The organism is Erwinia sp. Eh17-17, from assembly GCF_039675725.1.
Taxonomy (GTDB): Bacteria; Pseudomonadota; Gammaproteobacteria; order Enterobacterales; family Enterobacteriaceae; genus Erwinia.
Genome location: NZ_JBDFQT010000001.1, coordinates 322,629 through 344,566 on the forward strand (window position 1 = coordinate 322,629; position 21,938 = coordinate 344,566).

Annotated in this window: 20 protein-coding genes and 1 other annotated feature; of the genes, 9 read left to right on the plus strand and 11 right to left on the minus strand. The window is 57.7% G+C overall.

Going from position 1 to position 21,938, the window contains the following annotated elements; genetic code table 11:
• Window positions 1-5: 5 nt before the first annotated feature.
• The 6 genes from hisH to hisL form a co-directional block, all read right to left on the minus strand.
• Window positions 6-596 carry an imidazole glycerol phosphate synthase subunit HisH gene (gene hisH / locus ABEH87_RS01375; protein ID WP_346573237.1) on the minus strand — a complete coding sequence of 197 codons (591 nt, stop codon included), beginning with the start codon at window positions 594-596 and terminating at the stop codon, window positions 6-8.
• Entirely contained in the window at window positions 596-1,660 is a 1,065-nt protein-coding gene (gene hisB, locus ABEH87_RS01380; RefSeq protein ID WP_346573239.1) for a bifunctional histidinol-phosphatase/imidazoleglycerol-phosphate dehydratase HisB, read from the minus strand. The genes hisH and hisB overlap by 1 nt, the downstream gene beginning before the upstream one ends.
• Complete coding sequence (hisC, locus tag ABEH87_RS01385) at window positions 1,657-2,748, minus strand: histidinol-phosphate transaminase (protein ID WP_346573241.1); 1,092 nt, start codon at window positions 2,746-2,748, stop codon at window positions 1,657-1,659. Before hisC ends, hisB begins: the two co-directional genes overlap by 4 nt.
• Window positions 2,745-4,052: a histidinol dehydrogenase gene (gene hisD / locus ABEH87_RS01390; RefSeq protein WP_346573243.1), complete on the minus strand. Its 1,308-nt coding sequence runs from the start codon at window positions 4,050-4,052 to the stop codon at window positions 2,745-2,747. The genes hisC and hisD overlap by 4 nt, the downstream gene beginning before the upstream one ends.
• 4 nt (window positions 4,053-4,056) lie before the next feature.
• Window positions 4,057-4,956 (minus strand): ATP phosphoribosyltransferase, encoded by a 900-nt coding sequence (gene hisG / locus ABEH87_RS01395; protein ID WP_346573245.1) that lies wholly within the window; start codon window positions 4,954-4,956, stop codon window positions 4,057-4,059.
• Between the two features lie 62 nt (window positions 4,957-5,018).
• Window positions 5,019-5,137: a sequence feature (His leader region), on the minus strand.
• The gene (gene hisL, locus ABEH87_RS01400) at window positions 5,113-5,160 is read right to left on the minus strand and encodes a his operon leader peptide (RefSeq protein ID WP_118665699.1); all 48 of its coding nucleotides are present in this window, start codon (window positions 5,158-5,160) and stop codon (window positions 5,113-5,115) included. It overlaps the preceding feature by 25 nt.
• Before the next feature lie 178 nt (window positions 5,161-5,338).
• On the opposite strand from hisL, the gene ABEH87_RS01405 reads away from it, so the two are divergent.
• A complete protein-coding gene (locus ABEH87_RS01405; RefSeq protein WP_346573247.1) occupies window positions 5,339-6,166 on the plus strand; it encodes an SDR family oxidoreductase in 828 nt (275 codons plus the stop codon).
• A gap of 434 nt (window positions 6,167-6,600) precedes the next feature.
• On the opposite strand, the gene ABEH87_RS01410 is transcribed toward ABEH87_RS01405, so the two are convergent.
• From ABEH87_RS01410 to puuD, 3 genes are read right to left on the minus strand one after another with little or no spacing between them, the layout of a single operon-like run.
• A complete protein-coding gene (locus ABEH87_RS01410) occupies window positions 6,601-7,878 on the minus strand; it encodes an FAD-binding oxidoreductase (RefSeq protein ID WP_346573248.1) in 1,278 nt (425 codons plus the stop codon).
• Between the two features lie 26 nt (window positions 7,879-7,904).
• A complete protein-coding gene (puuR, locus tag ABEH87_RS01415; protein ID WP_346573250.1) occupies window positions 7,905-8,462 on the minus strand; it encodes an HTH-type transcriptional regulator PuuR in 558 nt (185 codons plus the stop codon).
• On the minus strand, window positions 8,455-9,219 hold the full coding sequence (gene puuD, locus ABEH87_RS01420) for a gamma-glutamyl-gamma-aminobutyrate hydrolase (protein ID WP_346573251.1): 765 nt from the start codon (window positions 9,217-9,219) through the stop codon (window positions 8,455-8,457). The genes puuR and puuD overlap by 8 nt, the downstream gene beginning before the upstream one ends.
• 219 nt (window positions 9,220-9,438) lie before the next feature.
• Here puuD and ABEH87_RS01425 point away from each other — a divergent pair, with 219 nt between their 5' ends.
• Both ABEH87_RS01425 and ABEH87_RS01430 read left to right on the plus strand, forming a co-directional pair.
• On the plus strand, window positions 9,439-10,857 hold the full coding sequence (locus tag ABEH87_RS01425) for a glutamine synthetase family protein (RefSeq protein ID WP_346574540.1): 1,419 nt from the start codon (window positions 9,439-9,441) through the stop codon (window positions 10,855-10,857).
• 466 nt (window positions 10,858-11,323) lie between these two features.
• The gene (locus ABEH87_RS01430; RefSeq protein WP_346573253.1) at window positions 11,324-12,688 is read left to right on the plus strand and encodes an APC family permease; all 1,365 of its coding nucleotides are present in this window, start codon (window positions 11,324-11,326) and stop codon (window positions 12,686-12,688) included.
• Window positions 12,689-12,813: 125 nt separating this feature from the next.
• On the opposite strand, the gene sbcB is transcribed toward ABEH87_RS01430, so the two are convergent.
• Complete coding sequence (gene sbcB / locus ABEH87_RS01435; RefSeq protein WP_346573255.1) at window positions 12,814-14,241, minus strand: exodeoxyribonuclease I; 1,428 nt, start codon at window positions 14,239-14,241, stop codon at window positions 12,814-12,816.
• Window positions 14,242-14,555: 314 nt separating this feature from the next.
• On the opposite strand from sbcB, the gene dacD reads away from it, so the two are divergent.
• From dacD to ABEH87_RS01455, 4 genes are all read left to right on the plus strand, one after another.
• The gene (gene dacD / locus ABEH87_RS01440) at window positions 14,556-15,731 is read left to right on the plus strand and encodes a serine-type D-Ala-D-Ala carboxypeptidase DacD (RefSeq protein WP_346573257.1); all 1,176 of its coding nucleotides are present in this window, start codon (window positions 14,556-14,558) and stop codon (window positions 15,729-15,731) included.
• Window positions 15,732-15,879: 148 nt separating this feature from the next.
• Entirely contained in the window at window positions 15,880-16,350 is a 471-nt protein-coding gene (gene sbmC / locus ABEH87_RS01445) for a DNA gyrase inhibitor SbmC (RefSeq protein ID WP_346573258.1), read from the plus strand.
• Window positions 16,351-16,561: 211 nt separating this feature from the next.
• Window positions 16,562-17,620, plus strand: a complete 1,059-nt coding sequence (locus ABEH87_RS01450; RefSeq protein ID WP_346573260.1) for an FUSC family protein — start codon at window positions 16,562-16,564, stop codon at window positions 17,618-17,620.
• Window positions 17,621-17,781: 161 nt separating this feature from the next.
• Complete coding sequence (locus ABEH87_RS01455; RefSeq protein WP_346573262.1) at window positions 17,782-18,099, plus strand: DUF496 family protein; 318 nt, start codon at window positions 17,782-17,784, stop codon at window positions 18,097-18,099.
• Window positions 18,100-18,152: 53 nt separating this feature from the next.
• Here the strand turns inward: ABEH87_RS01455 and ABEH87_RS01460 are convergent, their stop codons facing one another.
• Window positions 18,153-19,226, minus strand: coding sequence for a LacI family DNA-binding transcriptional regulator (locus ABEH87_RS01460; protein WP_346573264.1), 1,074 nt, complete (start codon window positions 19,224-19,226; stop codon window positions 18,153-18,155).
• A 176-nt stretch (window positions 19,227-19,402) separates the two neighbouring features.
• Here ABEH87_RS01460 and ABEH87_RS01465 point away from each other — a divergent pair, with 176 nt between their 5' ends.
• Together ABEH87_RS01465 and ABEH87_RS01470 are read left to right on the plus strand one after the other, a co-directional pair.
• Window positions 19,403-20,299, plus strand: coding sequence for a Kdo hydroxylase family protein (locus tag ABEH87_RS01465; RefSeq protein WP_346573266.1), 897 nt, complete (start codon window positions 19,403-19,405; stop codon window positions 20,297-20,299).
• A gap of 134 nt (window positions 20,300-20,433) precedes the next feature.
• A complete protein-coding gene (locus ABEH87_RS01470; protein WP_346573268.1) occupies window positions 20,434-21,864 on the plus strand; it encodes an EmmdR/YeeO family multidrug/toxin efflux MATE transporter in 1,431 nt (476 codons plus the stop codon).
• The last annotated feature ends 74 nt before the right edge of the window (window positions 21,865-21,938 follow it).

Here is a 21,938-nt window from a genome sequence, read left to right on the forward strand (position 1 = left end):
GCCGGTTACATCTCCAGGAAATTTTTCAGCAGCTGCGCGCCTGCGGCACCGGAACGCTCCGGGTGGAACTGCACGCCAAAGAAGTTGTCTTTCTGCACCGCAGCGGTAAAGGCCTCACCGTAGTTGCACTGGGCAATGGTGAACTCATTCACCGGCATGGCGTAGCCGTGGACGAAGTAGAAATACGCGCCGTCTTCGATGCCGCGAAACAGGTGGTTGCCCGCCTGGGAAGCGATTTGATTCCAGCCCATATGCGGCAGCGGCAGACCGTGATCGGTCATTCGCTGCACCGGCTGATCGATGATATTCAGCGTCGGAATACCGCCACTCTCGTCGCTGCCGCTACCCAGCAGCTGCATACCCAGGCAGATGCCCAGCACCGGCTGTGTGCAGGCTTTGATCAGCTCGATCAGGTTACGCTCACGCAGCTGATCCATGGCTGCCTGTGCAGTACCTACGCCGGGCAGGAACAGCTTATCGGCATTGAGGACCACATCCGCTTCTTTACTGACGATCGGTTCATAACCCAGCCGCTGTACCGCCCATTTAACGGATGACAGGTTGGCGCAGCCGGTATCGAGGATCACCACATCCATCACAGCACTCCTTTTGAGCTTGGCAGGGTATTACCCTCCACGCGGATCGCCTGACGCAGCGTACGGCCAAAGGCTTTGAACAGACTTTCCACACGGTGGTGGTCATTCTTACCTTTCGTGCGCAGGTGCAGGGTACTGGCCATGGTGTAGGAGAGCGAGCTGAAGAAATGCTCGACCATCTCGGTGCTCAGGTCACCGACGCGCTGGTAGCTGAACTCGGCTTTATATTCGAGGTGCGGGCGGCCGGAGATATCCAGCGCACAGCGTGCCAGGCATTCGTCCATTGGCAGCACGAAGCCAAAGCGGCCGATGCCGCGTTTATCGCCCAGTGCTTTCAGCAGCGCTTCACCCAACGCGAGGCCGGTATCTTCCACGGTGTGGTGATCGTCGATGTACAGATCGCCTTTCACGTCGATATTCATGCGGAAACCGCCGTGGGTGCAGATCTGATCGAGCATGTGGTCAAAGAAGCCAACGCCGGTGTTAATTTTGCTGTCGCCTTCGCGGTCCAGCCAGACTTCGACTTTAATCTGCGTCTCTTTGGTGTTGCGCTGCACCAGCGCATAGCGGTCGCGCTTCGTCAGCTGCTGCTCAATGGCGCTCCAGCCGAGCTCTTTGCCATACAGCAGGCCGGTAATACCCATATTCTGCGCCAGCTGCACGTCAGTGGCACGGTCGCCAATCACATAGCTGTTGGCGGTATCGATCGCCCCTTCGGCCAGCCACGCTTCGACCATTTTGGTTTTCGGTTTGCGGCAGTCACAGTTGTCTGCCGGCAGGTGCGGGCAGATCAGAATATCGCTGAAATTCACGCCCTGCGAGCTGAGGATCTGCATCATCAGATTGTGCGGGCCGTCGAAATCATCCTGCGGGAAGCTGCTGGTGCCCAGACCGTCCTGGTTGGTGATCATTACCAGCTGATAGCCTGCTTTCTGCAGTGACAACAGGGCAGGGATCACGTCAGGCTCGAAGGCCAGTTTGTCCATGCGGTCGACCTGATAATCTTCCGGTGGCTCTGAAATGATAGTGCCATCGCGATCGATAAAGAGGACTTTCTGACTCATGCTTGCTCCTGAGAAACGGGGGGGCCGGGTAATAATCTTAGTGCGGCAACGGCGCGTTCGCACTCTTCACGGGTGCCAATTGAAATACGCAGGCATCCGGCCAGTCCGGGCTGCTTATTCTGGTCGCGCAGGATGATACCCTGATCCCACAGCGTCTTAAATACTGCGCTTGAAGCAGAAAAACGCGCCAGAATATAGTTGGTGTCGCTCTCATAGACCTGTTCAACACAGGCCAGGGTGCGCAGGTCGGCAATCAGCTGCTCGCGGGTAGCAATCAGCTCACTGACGTGCTGGCGCATCAGGGCGATCCCCTGTTCGCTTAACGCCTGCCCGGCAATATCGGCCACGGGGGTCGACAGCGGGTAAGGCGCAATCACCTTCATCAGCAGCGCAATCACATCGGCATTCGCCAGGGTGAAGCCGCAGCGCAGACCAGCAAGGGCAAAGGCTTTGGACAGCGTGCGCAGCAGCACCAGGTGTGGATAATCTTTCAGCCATCCAGCCAGAGATGCCTGTGGGCAGAATTCAATATACGCCTCGTCGGCCACCACCAGCGCTTTACCCTGAGTCATTTCCAGCAGCTGACGCAGGTCATCGGGGTTGATCAGGTTACCGGTCGGGTTGTTCGGGCTGCACACGTACACCAGCTTCACGCCGTCCAGCTGCTCAGCGATGGCCGGCAGGTTGAGCTGCCAGTCTTCGCGCGCTTCTACAGTACGGTATTCAATGCCAATGGTTTCAGCGCTGACGCTGTACATGCCGTAGGTCGGCGGACAGAACAGCACCGCATCGCGTCCCGGCTCGCAGAAGGCACGCATCAGCAGCTCAATGCCTTCATCGGCACCGCGGCTGACCAGTACCTGCTCAGGTGCCAGCCCCGCGTAGGCGGCGTAGCGCTCAATGACCAACTTTGGCTGGCATTCCGGGTAACGGTTCAGCGTCTGCTGGCTGAGCTCAAACGGGACCGCCAGCGGGTATTCATTGGCGTTGAGCCACACATCCCCGTTGCCGCCCAGGCGGCGCGCCGACTGATAGGGCGTCAGGGCGCGCACGTTGGCGCGGGCCAGATCGTTAATGCTGCTGCTCATGGTTTCTCCTTCAGTGCGGCAACGCGCAGGGTCACGGCGTTTTTGTGCGCGGTCAGCTGCTCGGCGGCGGCGAGGATTTCAATCGTCGCGGCCAGCCCCTTAAAACCGGCTGGCGTCAGCTCCTGCACGGTCATACGCTTCTGGAAATCCGCCAGCCCAAGGCTGGAGCAGGTGGAGGTATAGCCGTAGGTTGGCAGCACGTGGTTGGTGCCCGAGGCATAGTCACCGGCGGATTCTGGTGACCAGTCACCGAGAAAGACCGACCCGGCGCTGGTAATGCTGTCTACCAGGTCACGCGCCTGGCGCGTCTGAATAATCAGGTGTTCCGGCCCGTAGCGGTTGCTGATTTCAACGCACTGTTGCAGGTCACGCATCACCATCAGGCGGCTGCTCTCCAGCGCTTTCGCGGCGGTGGCGGCGCGCGGCAGTTCAGCCAGCTGGCGCTCAACGGCCACGGCAACCTGTTCGGCCATGGTCTGCGAAGGCGTTAACAGGATCACCTGAGAATCCGGGCCGTGTTCTGCCTGCGACAGCAGGTCGGAGGCGACGAAATCTGGCGTGGCGCCTTCATCGGCAATCACCAGCACTTCAGAGGGCCCGGCAGGCATATCAATGGCGGCCCCGTCCATGCGCTGGCTCACCTGACGTTTGGCCTCGGTGACCCAGGCATTACCCGGACCGAAAATTTTATCCACTTTCGGGACGGACTCAGTGCCGAAGGCGAGGGCGGCAATCGCCTGCGCACCGCCCACCTGGAAGACTTCCTGCACCCCACACAGCTGTGCGGCATAAAGGATTTCATCAGCAATCGGCGGCGGCGAGCAGAGCACCACGCGTCCACATCCGGCAATGCGCGCCGGGGTGGCCAGCATCAGCACCGTGGAGAACAGCGGAGCGGAACCGCCAGGAATATACAGCCCGACAGAGGCGACAGGACGGGTCACCTGCTGACAGCGGACGCCTGGCTGGGTTTCAATATCCACCGCTGGCAGGATCTGCGCCAGATGGAATTTATCGATGTTGGCGACCGCAACAGCCATCGCCTGTTTGATCTCGTCACCCAGACGCGCACAGGCGTCGGAGATCTGTTGTTCGCTGACGCGCAGCGCGTCGACCTCGGTTTTATCGAAGGTCGCGCTGTACTCACGCAGCGCAGCGTCGCCTTCGCTTTTAACCTTGTCGAGAATGCCACGCACGGTGGCACTGACGCTGTCAGAAGCTTGCAGCGCAGGGCGCATCAGCAGGGCCTGCTGCTGTTCTGCACTACAGTCCTGCCAGACAATCGGGGTCATCAGGGTCGCCATCGGATTACTCCATCATCTTCTCAATAGGCAGTACCAGGATAGAACTGGCACCCAGGGCTTTCAGTTTTTCCATTGTTTCCCAGAACAGGGTTTCGCTGCTGACCATGTGCATCGCCACGCGGTTCTTGTCACCGGCCAGCGGCAGCAGGGTCGGGCGTTCGGCACCCGGCAGCAGGGCGATAATATCGTCCAGGCGCTCGCTCGGCGCATGCAGCATGATGTACTTGGATTCACGCGCCTGAATCACACCCTGAATACGGGTCATCAGCTTGTCGATCAGCTCCTGCTTGGCGGCAGGCATCTCGCCGTCGCGCTGGATCAGACAGGCTTTGGAACGGTAAATCACTTCCACTTCACGCAGGCCGTTGGCTTCCAGCGTGGCACCGGTGGACACCAGGTCACAGATGGCATCGGCCAGACCGGCGCGCGGGGCAACTTCAACGGAGCCGTTCAGCAGGCAGGATTTGAAGTTGACGCCCTGCTTGTCGAGGTACTTTTTCAACAGGTGCGGATAAGACGTGGCGATACGGGTGTTTTGTAAGCACTGCGGGCCGGTGTATTCGTCATCAACGGACATCGCCAGCGACAGGCGGCAACCGCCGAAATCAAGACGGCGCAGCGTAAAGTAACGCGGGTCTTCGCCCTGAGCGCGACGGGTCAGCAGCTCTTCTTCCAGCACGTTTTCCCCGATAATCCCCAGGTCAACCACACCGTCCATCACCAGGCCTGGAATATCGTCATCGCGCACCCGTAAAATATCGATCGGCATGTTCTCTGCGAAGGCAATCAGGCGCTGCTGCTGAAGATTGATTTTGATACCGCAGCGTGCGAGCAATTCGCGTGATTCATCGCTTAAACGGCCTGATTTCTGCATAGCTATGCGTAAACGGGTGTTATCTAACATGCTTATTATCCTTATTCCAGTCGGTATGTTGTGTCCGCGTTCTGCTTATCTCAGGCCATAAAAAAAGCCCCCGGAAGGCGATCTTCCGGGGGCTGAGTTTGCGTTCTGCACCACTGGAAGATTCTGATCGTCTTCCAGCACACATCGCCTGAAAGACTAGTCAGGGTGATGGTGATGATGGTGATTGAACTGAACGCGTTTCATAAAATTCTCTTGGATGAATGACTATTCATTACGTGGCAATTAACCTAACGAGAATGGACGCGTGGCGCAACCCTTTTTTGTCAATGTTGAAAAATTCTCTTATTAACTGGCGGTTGTCAGCGACCGGGGGCTGGCGTAGCCTGAGGCGATGAAAGTCTGCATAAACAGGAGCTGAGGGATGAAACGAGTCGCAATTGTCGGTCTTGGATGGTTAGGCATGCCGCTGGCCATGTCGCTGACAGCCGCTGGCTGGCAGGTTACCGGAAGCAAAACGACCCTTGATGGCGTCAATGCCGCCCGCAATAGCGGAATTGACAGTTATCTGCTGGAGCTGACGCCGGAGCTGAACTGCGAGTCGGATGACCTTGATGCGCTGCTCAGCGTCGATGCGCTGGTGATTACGCTGCCTGCCAGCCGAACCGCCTCCGGGGGGGAAAGTTACGTGCTGGCGGTGCAGCAGCTGGTGGACAGTGCGCTGGCATACAATGTGCCGCGCATCATCTTTACCAGCTCGACCTCGGTTTATGGCGATGCCAGTGGGGTGACGAAAGAGAGCAGCGTTCTGGAACCGGTCACCATCGCCGGTAAGACCTTACAGAATCTGGAAAGCTGGCTGCATCAGTTGCCGAATACCTCGGTTGATATTCTCAGGCTGTCGGGGCTGGTGGGGCCGGGACGTCATCCGGGCCGTTTTCTCGCCGGTAAAACCGATCTGACTAACGGTGCGCAGGGGGTGAATCTCGTGCATCTGGACGATGTGATCGAAGCGATTTCATTGCTGCTGCAAACGCCGAAAGGCGGCCATATTTATAATCTCAGTGCTCCACAGCACCCTGCACGTAACCAGTTCTACCCGCAGGTGGCCCGCCAGCTGGGCCTGCAACCGCCGACCTTCGTTGCCGACAGCGCGAACAACAGCGGCAAGCTGATTGACGGCAGCAAAATCTGCCGTGAGCTGGGGTTTGAATATCAGTACCCCGACCCGGCCAGAATGCCGCTGGCGTAATCAATACCGGGCGGCAGATGTCTGTAGGGGCCAACCTTTTTTCCGGTCGGCCCTGGTTGATTGCCAGCGGGATGACCGGTTATTTCCGTAGGGGCCGACCTTTTTTTCCGGTCGGCCCTGGTTGATTGACAGCGGGCTGACCGAAACAGAAGGTCAGCCCCTACGTAGGGACGGTCGGCCGGTGTTGATTGCCAGCGGGCTGACCGGTTATTTCCGTAGGGGCCGACCTTTTTTTCCGGTCGGCCCTTGTTGATTGACAGCGGGCTGACCGAAACAGAAGGTCAGCCCCTACGTAGGGACGGTCGGCCGGTGTTGATTGCCAGCGGGATGACCGGTTATTTCCGTAGGGGCCGACCTTTTTTTCCGGTCGGCCCTGGTTGATTGACAGCGGGCTGACCAAAACAGAAGGTCGGCCCCTACGTAGGGACGGTCGCCTATACCCCTAACCTGTCCCTTAACGCATACCACGCCGCGCCAATTGCGGTTAACGGCACGCGCAGGCTGCGGCCGCCGGGGAAGGGCAGGTGCGGTAATGTCGCAAATGCGTCAAAACGCTCTGCATCGCCGCGCATTGCTTCGGCGATTAACTTTCCTGCCAGATGGGTGCAGGTCACGCCATGGCCGCTGTCACCCTGCATATAGTACACGCCGTTTTCCAGACGCCCGAACTGCGGCATACGCGACAGGGTAAGCAGAAAGTTGCCGCTCCACGCGTAGTCAAACTTCACTGACGCCAGCTGTGGGAAGGTTTTCAGCAGTTTCGGACGGATCAGCGCATCAATGTCCTGCGGTTCCCGTGCGCCGTAGATCACGCCACCGCCGTACAGCAGGCGGTTATCGGCGGTCAGGCGAAAATAATCCAGCAGATAGTTACAGTCTTCCACGCAGCGATGGTTGGGCAACAGCGACAGCGCCTGGTCGGCAGACAGCGGTTCGGTGGCGACAATCTGCGATCCGCAGGGCAGGCTCTTTTTCGCCAGGCGCGGTTCCAGATGCGGGGCGAGATAGGCATTGCCGGCAAAAATGACAAAGCGCGCGCTGACTTCGCCGCGTTCAGTACGCACACGATGCGGGCTGCCATAGCTGACCGCCGTTACCGCCGAGTTCTCATAAATGCGCCCGCCGTGACGACGAATCGCCTCCGCTTCACCCAGCGCCAAGTTTAGCGGGTGAATATGACCACCGCGCCTGTCCAGTAGCCCCCCCACATAGCGTTCTGAACCAATCTCCCGGCGGATGCCGCTCTGGTCGAGCAGCTCAACGTCGTGGTTGCCATAGCGCTGCCACAGCTGATGCTGGGTGGTGAGATGCTGCATCTGACGGTTGTTCAGCGCGGCAAAAATGCCGCCGGGACGATAGTCACACTGAATGGCATAGCGATCGATGCGATCGCGGATGATCGTCGCCCCCTCAAACATCATGCTGCCCAGCAGGCGCGCCGTCTCCTTACCGTAGCGCTGCTCAATGACATCGACATCGCGGCTGTAGGAGTTCACGACCTGGCCGCCGTTACGTCCGCTGGCCCCAAAGCCGATGCGTGCGGCCTCCAGCAGCACCACGTCGTAGCCCGCTTCGGTCAGGAACAGCGCGGATGACAGCCCGGTAAACCCACCGCCAATGATGCAGACGTCGCACTGGATATCGCTCTCCAGCTCCGGCCAGGGCTGGTGCGGGTTAGTGGTGGCAGCGTAGTAGCTGTTGATATGTTCCATACACTCTCCTTGAATCCCGGCGAAAGTCAGAATGTGGCCGGAGTATGTGCGCTGATAATACGGCACGGCCGGGTGGACGCATTGGTAAAGCTGTGGGGTTTACTGGTGTCGATGACATAGCTCTGCCCGGCATGCAGGGCATAGGTCTGACCGCCGATGGTAAGGACAATCTCCCCCTCCAGCAGGGTGCCGGTCTCTTCCCCCTGATGGCGAATTCGTTCACCGGTGGTGGCCCCCGGTTCATACGTTTCCAGCAGCATCGCCAGCGTGCGCTGCGGGTTGCCGTTGTGAATCAGGCGCAGTGAAACGCCCTGACTGCCGATATCGATCAGCTCATGCGCGTCAATCACCACCTTCGGCGGTGTGTCCTGCACCTTCTCGGCAAAGAACGCCGACAGCGACAGGTCGTAGACCTTCAGCAGTTTTTGCAGGGTACTGACGGCCGGGCTGACTTTGTCCTGTTCTATGGTGCTGATAGCGCTGTGCGTCAGGCCGGAGAGTTCCGCCACCCGCCGCTGCGACAGCCCCATCTGCTGGCGGATTTCTGCCAGGCGCCGGCCCGGTGCCAGAGGGGATTCACTCATGGGCGTTCCCCTTCGCCCGCTGGCAAGCGGCGATAAAGCCCGCGAACAGCTGACGTGACAGGGCTGAAGAATCGCTGTGCCATTCCGGGTGCCACTGCACGGCAAGGGCAAAAGGATGCTGAAGGTGACTGACGGCCTCAATCAGCCCGTCTCCGGCGCGGGCCTCAACGCGCAGGCTGTCGCCTGGCGAACGGATGCCCTGCTGATGCAGTGAATTGACCCAGAATTTCTCACAGTGGTTCACCAGCGGGGCCAGCAGTCCGCCGGGTTCCAGCCAGACCTCATGGGCCGGGGCATACTGCTGGTCCAGAGGCAGCCCTTCATCCTCGCGGTGCTCCTGCAGGCCCGGCACCTGATGCAGCTGGCGATGCAGGGTGCCGCCGGTGGCGACGACCAGCTCCTGTAATCCCCGGCAAATTGCCAGAAGCGGCGTCTGGTGCGCCAGCGCGTAGTCGATCAGCGCAAAGGAGAGCCGATCGCGTCCGGGGTCCGCCAGGGCCTCCGTTCCGCTTTCGCCGTAGTGCCGGGGTTCAATATTGCTCGGGCTGCCGGTCAGTAAAATTCCGTCCAGTACCGTCATAGCGTTTTCTAATAGATGAGGGGAAGACATCAGTCCGTGGGGCAGGGCCAGTGGAACGCCACCGCTGGTGATAATCGCATCAAGATATTTATTGTGTACCATCTGGGTTGGATGGCCCTGTTTATCAATCTGGCACATCACTACGCCAATCAACGGCTTGTCAAAAATAATGCCCATCTTACCCCCTGTGCTGCTGGTCAATATATCAACCGTTCAGAGCCGGAATGACCGGAAAGTGTGCAATCTGTTTTCAATCTAGCAATCAGTTGCTTAATATTCAAACGCAATAAGCGCAGAAATAAAGCACATGGTTACATTTGCACACCTTTTATGTTGGCGCTATGTTAAGAGAGTGGCCGTTATTTTGAGCAGTTCTCAACAACCTGAAAGGGTGACCTGATGACCAATATTGTCGAAGTAGAAGACTTCACGCGGCACAGTGAAGAGAAACGAACCAGCGCGTTCCGGAATGAGGTTAAAGCCTATCTGGAACGCTATCCTGAAACGCAGTATGCCGATATTCTCCTCAACGATCTCAACGGCGTTTTCCGCGGCAAACGCATCCCCATCGCCAGCCTGATGAAGCTCGATCAAGGCTGTTATTTCCCCGCTTCGGTATACGCTATGGATATTCTGGGTAATACCGTTGAAGAGGCCGGTCTCGGCCAGACGCTGGGTGAACCTGATAATATTTGTCTGCCGGTTGAGGGCACACTCACCCCCTCCGCCGCCGACCCGCAACACCTCGCACAGGTTCTGCTGACCATGTGCAATCAAGATGGCACTCCCTTTGACGTTGAACCCCGAAACGTACTCAATCACCTCTGGCAGCGTTTACGCAATCGGGGTCTGTTTCCGGTGGTAGCGGTAGAGCTGGAGTTCTATCTGGTCGATAAGCAGCGCGATGCGGAAGGTGATATTCAGCCGCCGTGCGCGCCGGGCAGCGACGAACGGAACCGGCAGAACCAGGTCTATTCGGTCGATAATCTGGACCACTTCTCTGCGGTGCTGGGCGATATCGACACCCTGGCCCATATGCAGGGGATCCCGGCCGATGGCGCGCTGGCAGAAGCCTCTCCCGGACAGTTTGAAATCAACCTGCACCACACGCGCAACGTGCTTAACGCCTGCGATCATGCCGTTCAGCTTAAACGCCTGGTACGTCAGGTGGCAGGGCAGCACGGGATGAACGCGACCTTTATGGCGAAACCTTATGAGGCCTGGGCGGGCAGCGGGATGCACGTACATATCAGTATGCTGGATGCCGCCGACCATAATGCCTTTGCCTGTGACGACGGCAGCGACTCACCGCTGCTGAAGCGGGCGCTGGCGGGGATGATTGACCTGATGCCCGCGTCGATGGCGCTGCTGGCTCCCAATGTGAATGCCTATCGTCGTTTCGTGCCGGATGCGTTTGTACCGCTCCGGGCATCATGGGGCCACAACAACCGCACCGTCGCCCTGCGTATTCCCTGCGGGGATACCCGGAACCATCGCATTGAGTACCGGGTCGCCGGGGCGGATGCTAATCCCTATCTGGTGATGGCAGCCATCCTGGCCGGGATCCTGCACGGCCTGGATAATCAGCTGCCGTTGCCCCCTGCGGTGCAGGGCAACGGACACGAAGCGGAGGGCAACCCGCTGCCGATTCGTCAGAGCGATGCGCTCACCGCCTTTGAACAAAACCACGCGATGCAGGCGCTGCTCGGCACACGTTTTGGCTTTGTCTGGCACCAGTGCAAGCACCATGAGCTGATGCAGTTTGAACGGTTAATTACCGCCACAGAAATTGACTGGATGTTGAAAAACGCCTGAGATCTGCGCGCGCGGGCGTGCCTGGCACGCCCGGCTTACTGTTCAGATGCCAGTAAATTGTAACCGAAGCTCTCGGGGGCTTGTCATCGTGCCTTATTCTGGTGCAGAATACGCGCCCTGCATTAACGATACCTGTAAACCGACGCTGATTTCCTGGCGGCGGTATTTTTTTATTTGTAGGTTAGCAGGCAACTTTTTCGCTTTTAAAGAGGCCGGTCCAGAACCGGATAGATATTCGCTTTTAAATACACTTTGACGTGTTTATTGAGGAAATAACCCATGGGGCTTCACCTTCTTACTCCAGCGTTTGCTGGGATCCGCCAGCGCGATGACTACGGCGCCACAGCAGGGTACACCTTCACACCTGCCTGTTATTCCCAGAATCCTCTCTTGAAAAGCTATCGCACGACGTATAGCTCCCCTGTGGTGCAACCCGGAACGGTTGATGCTGTGGGGAGATTAAATCATGTCGCTTGATAACCTCAATCCAGCCGCACCGCGTGCAAAACTGAAAAAAACGCTGACGTTACTGCCTGTTGTCATGATGGGTCTGGCTTATATGCAGCCAATGACCTTATTCGATACGTTTGGCATCGTTTCTGGCCTGACCGATGGCCACGTCGCGACCGCATACGCATTTGCGCTGATTGCTATTCTGTTTACCGCACTGAGCTACGGCCAGTTGGTCCGTCGTTTCCCGTCTGCGGGTTCGGCCTATACCTATGCGCAGAAAGCCATCAGCCCGCACGTCGGCTTTATGGTTGGCTGGTCTTCGCTGCTGGATTATCTGTTCATGCCGATGATCAATATCTTGCTGGCGAAAATATACTGGGAAGCGCTGGTTCCCGGCGTTCCGTCGTGGATCTTTGTAGTGTTGCTGGTCGGCTTTATGACCCTCTCCAACCTCAAGGGCATTAAAACGGTTGCCAACTTTAACAGCGTGATCGTGGTGCTGCAGGTGGTGGTGATGGTCGCCATCATGGCAATGGTTGTCTGGGGGGTTGCGCACGGTGAAGGCGCAGGCACGCTGGTCAGCAGCAGGCCGTTCTGGTCGGAAAATGCCAACGTGGTGCCGATGATCACCGGGGCGACGATACTCTGCTTCTCGTTCCTTGGTTTTGATGGCATCAGTTCGCTGTCGGAAGAGACCAAAGATGCAGAGCGGGTGATCCCGAAAGCGATCTTCCTGACCGCGCTGATTGGTGGCGTTATCTTTATCGTGGTGTCCTATTTCCTGCAGCTGTACTTCCCGGACATCTCGCGCTTTAAAGATCCGGACGCGTCTCAGCCGGAAATCATGCTGTACGTGGCGGGCAAAGCCTTCCAGTTCGGCATTCTGATTTTCTCCTGTGTCACGGTGCTGGCTTCGGGTATGGCGGCACATGCGGGCGTATCGCGTCTGATGTACGTCATGGGGCGCGACGGGGTATTCCCGGTGAGCTTCTTCGGCTATATCCATCCGAAATGGCGGACACCTGCGCTGAACGTGCTGCTGGTCGGGGTAATTGCTCTGTCTTCCATCACCTTCGATCTGGTGACCGCGACGGCGCTGATTAACTTTGGTGCGCTGGTGGCGTTTACCTTCGTTAACCTGTCGGTGATTTCGCAGTTCTGGATCCGTGAGAAGCGTAATAAAACCATCAGAGACAACATCAAATTCCTGGTGCTGCCGCTGATGGGGGCGCTGACCGTCGGTGCGCTGTGGGTTAACCTGGAAGAGAGTTCAATGGTGCTGGGCCTGGTGTGGGCGGCTATTGGCCTGCTGTATCTGGCCTTCGTGACCCGCAGCTTCCGTAACCCGGTGCCGCAGTGCAGTGAAGAAGGGCTGTAATCCCGATGCGGGGCGACCGGAAAACAGGGTCGCCCCCTGCAGATCGATTTAGCGCATTTTTTCGCAGGGGCTGACCTTCTTTTTTTGTAGGGGCTGACCTTCTTTTTCGGTCAGCCCTCATTATTTCAGGACACTAATTCCCGCGCATACTCAAACAGCGCTTTCAGCTGGTCGAGCTTAACCTGATCCCCTTCGTACTGATTAAACAGCATCTCCAGCTCCTGCACATAGCGCTGCACCCGCTCAGGGTTCAGCATTTCACGTCTGTGCTGTAACCAGCGTTTCTGTTCGGCGTCGTCCAGCGTGCCGGGGAAGTTGCGTGCGCGAAAGCGGAACAGCAGTTTCTCAATACGCGCATCATTAAAGGCTAAATCCAGCGCCGGCAGATTTTCCGGGGCGGTCTGGCGAATAATAGTCATCGCGTTGCGGTCGGCATCGCTGAAAAAGCCGTTGTAGAGCTGGGCATCCACATCTTCCGACGGCGTAAAAGGTTCTGCCTGAGCAAACAGCGCCACCACTTTTTCGCGCACTTCCGGGTGCTGACGCAGCAGCGCAAGATTATCCAGACAGCGCTGGCGGTCAATGCCGATGCGTTCGGCGTCTTCCGGGCGCAGCGTATTGGCCGGGGCGACGACCGGGCATTTATTGATATGTACCAGCTTGAGCGGCACCGCAGGCGCACCGTTCAGCTCGCTGCGCGGGGTGTACAGACGTTCACGCAGCGCGTCGGCATCCAGCGTCATCAGCGGGGTCATATCCCCACCGAGATCGCAGGTGATCAGGGCGTTACGGTTATCCGGGTGCCAGGCCAGTGGAGCAATCCAGCTGGTGTTGCCGCGTGCCGCGCCAAACATGCCGGAGATATGCACCAGCGGTTTCATCTGCGGGATATCGACCAGCGCGCTGATTTTCTGTTTGTTGCGGTGGCTGAACAGGAAGTCATACAGGCGCGGCTGCTTCTCTTTCACCAGCTTTGCCATGGCGATGGTGGCATACACGTCAGACATCGCGTCATGAGCGTTCTCGTGAGCGACGCCGTTAGCCTTCGTCAGGTGTTCCAGCCGGAAGCTGGGTAAGCCGTCTTCATTCTCCGGCCACACAATGCCTTCGGGGCGCAGGGCATAGCAGGCACGCATCACATCCAGCAGATCCCAGCGGCTGTTACCGTGCTGCCAGCTCCAGGCGTAGGGGTCGTAGAAATTGCGGTAGAGCAGATTGCGGCTGACTTCATCGTCAAAACGCACATTGTTATAGCCCACCACGCAGGTATTGGGTTCGCTGAACAGCTGATGAATACGCCGGGTGAACTCTGCTTCGCTGACGCCGCGTGCCTGCGCAATCTGCGGAGTAATGCCGGTGATCATCACGGCTTCCGGCTGTGGCAGATAGTCATCGGCAGGCTGGCAGTAAAATACCTCCGGTTCACCGAGGATGTTGAAATCCATATCGGTGCGGATGCCGGCGAACTGGGCAGGGCGGTCCAGTGACGGGCTTTTACCAAAGGTTTCGTAATCGTGGAAAAGGAACGTAGGTTGGTTAGCTGTGTCTTTCACTGTTTCTCTCTGTTCACTTCTGTTCGTTAGAGCCGGAGGAGATAAGATCTTAGCCTGGCAGTGTAAACGCTATCCTCATAGACATAAAGTGGCAGCCCCGTCTTGCGCCGCGTTGAATCGTTTTCAGGGCGGCGACAATATCCGGATTTCCGGCTCGTCGTGCCTCAGGAAAAGTGTCATCAGTCACATCGCGCAAAAATAACGCTAATTCGCTGAATTATTCATATTTTCTTGCAATTTATTCACGCAAAAACATCGGGGATCCCGTACAACATGCGCAGTTTTTTTATTCTGGATATGTTGAGGATTGATCGTTGAAAAAGCATCAGCTTGCAAGTTTCTGTGTGCTCATGGCGCTGAGTACCGCCGCCGTTGCCGAAGGCCAGCCGGATGCGCTGGTGTTCCCGTTAACGTCCCCGGCGATTGATGCCGCCTCCTGGGTACTGATGGACGCGACCACCGGCCAGATCCTCACGTCAGGCAACCCCGACGAGCGCCGTAACCCTGCCAGCCTGACCAAGCTGATGACCGGGTACGTGGTGGATCGCGCCATCGACCAGAAGCGTATTACCCGTGACGATATTGTTACCGTGGGTAAAGATGCCTGGGCTGCAGGCAACCCGGTATTTAAAGGCTCTTCACTGATGTTTCTCAAACCGGGAGAAAAAGTGTCGGTGCGCGATCTCAGCCGGGGAGTGATTATTGACTCCGGTAACGATGCCTGCGTGGCGCTGGCCGACTATGTTGCCGGAAGCCAGGCGAATTTTGTCACCCTGATGAATCAGTACGTGGAGAAGCTGGGGCTGAGTAATACCCATTTTGAAACGGTACACGGGCTGGATGCGCCGGGGCAGTTCACCACGGCACGTGACCTGGCGAAGCTCTCGCGCGCCATCATCAGCGGTGAACCGGACTTCTACCAGATGTACAGCGAGAAGTCGCTCACCTGGAACGGCATCACCCAGCAGAACCGTAACGGGCTGTTGTGGGATAAAACGCTGCACGTTGACGGCCTGAAAACCGGCCATACCGAAAGTGCCGGTTTCAATATTATCGCCTCCAGCGTTGACGGCCAGCGCCGCCTGATTGCCGTCATCATGGGCGGGAAAAGCCCGAAAGGTCGTGAAGAGCAGGCGCGTAAACTGCTGACCTGGGGGCAGAGTAATTTTGATACCGTACAGCTGTTCCACGCCGGTAAAGAGATCGGCCATGAAACCGTGTGGTACGGTAATCCGCACCGTATCTCACTGGGTAGCGATAAAGACGTTTTCCTCGCTCTGCCGCGTCAGGACGTGCAGAAGGTGAAAGCCAAATATGTTATCGAACGTAAAGATCTGGAAGCGCCGATCAAGCTGCACGAGCAGGTGGGCACCATCCAGCTGGTTGAAGGCGACAAAACGCTGGCCAGCTATCCGCTGGTGGCGCTGCAGCCGGTTGAAGAGGCGGGCATCTTTACCCGCATCAGCGACTATATCAAGCTGAAGCTCTAATCCTCGTAATGCGCTGGCCGTTCATCGCGGCGGTCAGCCCCTCTTTTTGTGTTCTTCTCCTCAGATCCGACAACTGCTGCTGATGACGCTGGTAAAACGCCGTTGATCATGGTTATTTATACAGCAGTCATTTCACAAGGAGAGAATTATGCAGGTTGAAATTCGTCATCTTGAAGCCCGCCAGGTGGCGGCGGTGCGTCTTACCGGTCCGTGGCATGAAACCGCCCCGCAGGGCTTTGCCCTGCTCAGCGCATGGGTGGATCGCCATCAGCTCACGGGTGACTGGATGGCACTCTATTACGATAACCCTGAGGTTGTTCCCCCTGAACAGCTGCGCATTGATACCGCCATCAGCGTTCCGGACGATTTTATTTTGCCGGCTGACAGCGAGGGGATGGCGCTGCGACCGGTGCCGGGCGGGACCTACGGCGTGGCGCAGGTGACGGTAACCGACGGGGACTTTTCGACCCCGTGGCTGGCTTTTTTTGATCAGTGGTTACCCACCAGCGGCTACCGGCGTGCGGCAGGGCTCTGCTTTGATCATTACCTGAATGACGGCACGGAAAGCGGGATCTGGACGTTTCTGATTTGCGTTCCGCTGGAAAAAAATCCGGCCTGATGGGGTGGGTTGTTACAAAATGGTGAATGAGATCAGCAGGAAGAGAATAGCTGATTAATCGTTTGTATCAGCGGGGTAAGCTGAGTGTTTTCTGCTGCTGCCCCGCTGAAATGAGTGACAAAAAGGCGACAAAATCTTGTCTCAACGCCTGTTCCCGATGTGCCCTTCAGGTATCATATCCCGCTTATTCTCTCTTCCTTCGGAGCCACCTTTGCGACCGGACAAGCCGCTGTCGGCCTTTGAGTTCAGCCTGTACCGCAATTACCGTATCGTGCACGGCGTTCGGATTGCCCTGGCGTTTATTCTGACGTTCCTGCTGGTGCGGCTGATGGAGATCCCGGAAGGCAGCTGGCCGCTCATCACGCTGGTGGTGGTGATGGGGCCGATCTCTTCGTGGGGCAACGTTTTCCCGCGCGCGGTGCAGCGTATTGGCGGCACGATCTTCGGGTCGATCTCCGGGCTGATTGCCCTCAAGCTTGAGCTGATTTCCCTGCCGGCCATGCTGATATGGTGTGCGGCGGTGATGTTTATCAGCGGTTTCCTCACGCTGGGGCGTCACCCCTACATGGCGCTGCTGATCGGCATCACGCTGGCGGTGATCTGCGGGGGCATTCCGGGGGATATGACCACGGCGCTGTGGCGCGGGGGGGATGTGATCCTCGGCTCACTGCTGGCGCTGCTGTTTACCAGCATCTATCCGCAGAAGGCCTATACCCACTGGCGCATCCAGCTGTCGGACCTGCTGCTGGAAACCGCACGTATCTATCATGCCGGCTTTTCGCCCAATCTGGTGGAAAAACCGCGCCTGTCGCGTCCGCTGCAGCGCCTGCTGAGTAACGTGATCAAAATGCGTGCGCTGATCGAGCCCTCCAGCAAAGAGACCCGCACGCCGCGCTCGGTGTTTGAAGGGATCCAGACCCTGAACCGCAATCTGGTGTGTACTCTGGAGCTACAGCTCAATGCCTGGTGGGCGTCGCGCCAGAGCCACCTGATTATGCTGAATGCCCCCGCGCTGCGTCGCACCCAGCAGATGACGGAAAATACGCTGCGCGCCCTGTCGAAGGTAATTGTGGAAGGGGATACCGGGAAAATAGCGGCAAACAGCGAAGAACTGGCGGAGATCACCCGTGAACTGCGGCAGCTGATTGCCGAGTCAGACAGCGACGATCTGGTCGAAACCCCTATTCACGGATATGTCTGGCTGAGCCTGGAAATGGCCAGTCAGCTGGAAAGACTGACCGAACTGATCCGCCTGGCGCTGCGAAAATAGAATGATTCAGCAACAACTTACTGCGAGCTGACTCGCTTCAGGGTAAGATAGGCGCAATCCGGTTTTGTCAGTTTAAAATTGCCATCGGCAGCGGCCCGCCGTTAAGCTGGTAGCCACGATAATGATGCCTGTATGCGCAGGCCCAAACGAAAGGTGTCTTCATGGAAAATGCAAAACAATCATTTCAGGACGTACTGGAGTTCGTGCGTATGTTCCGTCGTAAGAACAAGCTGCAACGTGAAATTGTCGACAACGAAAAGAAAATCCGTGATAACCAGAAGCGTGTGCTGCTGCTCGACAACCTGGGTGAGTACATCAAACCGGGCATGAGCGTTGAAGCCATTCAGGAAATTATCGCCAGCATGCGCAGCGATTACGAAGATCGCGTTGATGACTACATCATCAAAAATGCCGATCTGTCGAAAGAACGTCGCGATATCTCGAAAAAACTGAAATCACTGGGCGAACCAAAAGCGTAATACGCAGGTCGTCAGTGGAAGCAGCAACAGCCGGGCAGAGATGCCCGGCTTTTTTATGGCTGCGGATTATCCAGCTGCTGCGCCAGGCGGCGTAACTCTGCGGCTACGGGGTGAACCACCGGCTTTTCCCCGCGCGGTGCCGCCGTGCTGGCCCGCACCACCAGCGACGTAACAAACGGCGGCAGGACGCTGTCACTGCCTGGCTGTTCCAGCTGCCCGGTCAGCCAGTCAACGCTGGACTCCCCAAGCTGACGCATATCCTGGCGCACGGTGGTCAGCGGCGGCTGATACCAGGCGCTGTCGGCCGTATCATCATAGCCCACCACTGATATTTCAGCGGGCACGGCGACGCCCATCTGGTGCAGCGCCTGCATCGCCCCCAGCGCCATCTGATCGTTGGCGACCAGCAGCGCAGTGGGCAGCACCTGTCCGGCCAGCCGCATCATCGCCTGATAACCCGACTGCGCACTCCAGTCGCCGCTCAGCTGGCAGACCGGCGTCAGATGATGCTCCTGCAATACCTCAATCCAGGCGGCCGTCCGCGCACGGGCGGCGACAGAATCTGGCGGGCCGTTCAGTAAGGCGATCTGCTGGTGTCCGAGCTGCAACAGATGTCGGGCACCCTGACGGGCACCGATCCGGGCGCTGAAGGTGCAGGCCGGGACCTTCGCCTCGTCGGCCACATCAAGAAACAGGCAGGGCAGGGAGCCTGCCATACGTTCAATCTCCTGTGCAGCCTGCGCTTCCAGCGGCACATTGATCAACAGGGCATCCACCCTTTGCGATAACAGATCGCTGACCGCCTGCTGCGCGCCACCCTGGCCGGCCATCGCGATCACCAGATGGTAACCCAGCTGGCTGGTGCGCTGCTGAATGGCGGAGGCGATCTGAGCCGGGGCCAGCAGCGCCAGATCGCTGGTAGCCAGCCCGAGCGTACGGGTGTTTTTACCGGCCAGCTGCTGCGCCACGCGGTTAGGCACGTAGTTCAGCGCCTGCATGGCGGCTTCCACCCGGCTGCGCGTCTGCTCGGCAACCTGGCTCGAGTGGTTCAGCACCCTCGATACGGTCTGATAGGACACACCGGCGGCGCTGGCAACATCGTCCAGCGTCACGGAACGCGATCTCATAGTTCACTCCTGTAGTCGATGGCGCAGTGTAGCAATAAATTGGCATCGCATCTTTTGCGATACACCGCCGCGACAGCATCCTTAACGTGGTAGCCGGGTTTTACTCTATTTTGGGCCGGTGAGATGACACCGTGCCAGACTGACATGATTTTGCCACAGGCAATAAGGATATTAGTGTGTCTGAACAGTCATTATCCAGGGAACACGTCATTCGAACACTGCCCGCCGTGCGCTGGGATGAACCGCTGGAGGAGTGCGCCGCCGTCACCTCGCTGGAGCAGGGTAACGTGCTTTTTTTCCCCCACCTCACCTTTCATTTGAAAGCGGAAGAACTTGCGCTACTCGACCCGGCGCTGGTGGACCCTAAACGTAAAAATATCAGCTTTGATCCGCTGAAAAATCTGCTGCATGGCATGGCGCGTAAAGAGAGCGAGCCGCAGGTGAAAGCCCTGCTGGAACGCTACTATCAGCACTGCGTTAAGCTTATCCGCACGCTGTTACCGGAGTACAGCCACGCCGTTCATTCCCCGATGAATACGCTGCGCCTGCATCCGATCGGTGCCTGGCGCGACAGCACCTCGTGGCGCAAAGACGACAGCCGCCTGCATGTGGATGCGTTCCCTTCGCGTCCGATTCACGGCGAGCGCATCCTGCGTATTTTCACCAATATTAACCCCAACGGTGAAAGCCGCGAGTGGCGCGTCGGTGAACCCTTCCCGGTGCTGGTGCAGCGCTTTATGTCGCAGCTGAAAGGCTATTCGGCGCTCAGCAGCTGGCTGCAACAGCGTCTGGGGATGACGAAATCCTACCGCACGCGTTACGATCACATCATGCTGCGCCTGCACGATGCGATGAAAGCCGATATTCGCTATCAGGAGCAGTCGCCGCAGGTGAATCTGACGCTGCCGCCCGGCAGCAGCTGGGTCTGCTTTGCGGACCAGACGCCCCATGCGGCAATGAGCGGCCAGTATATGCTGGAGCAGACTTTTTTACTGCCGCTGTCAGGGATGAAAAACCCGCAAAATGCACCGCTGTCAGTGCTGGAAAAACTGTTCAACCGGCCGTTACTGTAAGCGCACAGGGCGGCCCGCAACGGGCCGCTTCTCTTGCCGTATTTTGATACATAAAAAGACTTTGCATATTTTCCAGTCTTTTACCATCATCTGGTAATCACAGACCCATTTCTCCGTGAAAAACTGGAACAATTTTGCAAAACCTCAGCGTGTCTCTGCAGCAGGCGATAAAGCGCACTGCGTGGTATCCAAAACGACGTTCCTCGCGGGTGCTGTTCTGGCGTGAAATAACCCCCCTGGCCGTACCCATCTTTTTTGAGAACCTCTGCGTCCTGCTGATGGGGGTGCTAAGCACTTTCCTCGTCAGCTGGCTGGGTAAAGAAGCGATGGCCGGGGTCGGTCTGGCCGACAGCTTTAATATGGTGGTGATCTCCTTTTTTGCCGCTATCGATCTCGGTACCACAGTGGTGGTCGCCTTCAGTCTGGGCAAACTGAACCGCGAACGTGCGCTATCGGCTGCGCGTCAGTCACTGATTATCATGACGGTGTTTGCCGTTCTGCTGGCGCTGGCAATTGAGTTTATTGGTCCGCAGATCATCGATCTGATCGCCGGTAAAGCGGAGCCAGAGGTGAAAGCGCTGGCGCTCTCCTACCTGCAAATTACCGCCTGGAGTTATCCGGCGGCGGCTATCGCCCTGATCGGCTGCGGCGCACTGCGCGGAGCCGGAAATACCAAAATTCCCATGCTGATCAACGGCGGCATGAACATCCTCAATATCGTCATCAGCAGCGTACTGATCTACGGCTGTTTCTCGTGGCACGGGCTGGGCTTTGTCGGAGCGGGCCTGGGGCTGACTATCTCGCGTTATCTTGGTGCGGCCGCCGTGATTTACGTGCTGGTGATTGGCTTTGTTCCGGCGCTGAAAATCTCGATCAAAAGTTATTTCACCCGCCTGGACATGAACATTCTGCGCGAAGTGCTCGGCATCGGGGTGCCCGCCAGTATCGAATCGGTGCTGTTTAACGGCGGCAAGCTGTTAACCCAGATCTTCGTCGCGGGGATGGGAACCGACGTGATCGCCGGGAACTTTATCGCCTTCTCCATTGTGTCGCTGATTAACCTGCCGGGGAACGCGCTTGGCTCGGCCTCCACGATTATTGTCGGAACCCGCCTCGGACGCGGGCAGTTAGGGCAGCCGGAGCGTCAGCTGCGCTATATCTTCTGGATGTCGACCTTTTTCCTTTGTGCTCTGGCGCTGCTGACCGTGCCGTTTGCCGGGGTGCTGGCGCAGTTTTACACCCGGGATGAAGATGTGATCGACGTGGTGAAGATACTGGTGTGGCTCAATGCCGCCTTTATGCCATTCTGGGCGGCCTCCTGGGTGCTGCCCGCCGGATTAAAAGGCGCGCGCGATGCGCGTTTCACCATGTGGGTCTCTCTGTTAAGCATGTGGGGAGGGCGCATTGTGGCCGGATATCTGCTGGGTATCGTGCTCGGCTTCGGCGTGGTGGGCATCTGGCTCGGCATGTTCCTGGACTGGATGATCCGCGGCGGATTCTTCTATCGCCGTATGAACAGTGGACGCTGGCTGTGGAAGTATCGCCCGCAGCCTGAACAGAAATAGCGCACAGATTGCCACCTTTTTGTCCAGCGATTAAGTCTGACGGACTTGCGATCAAGATATATCATAGATATATT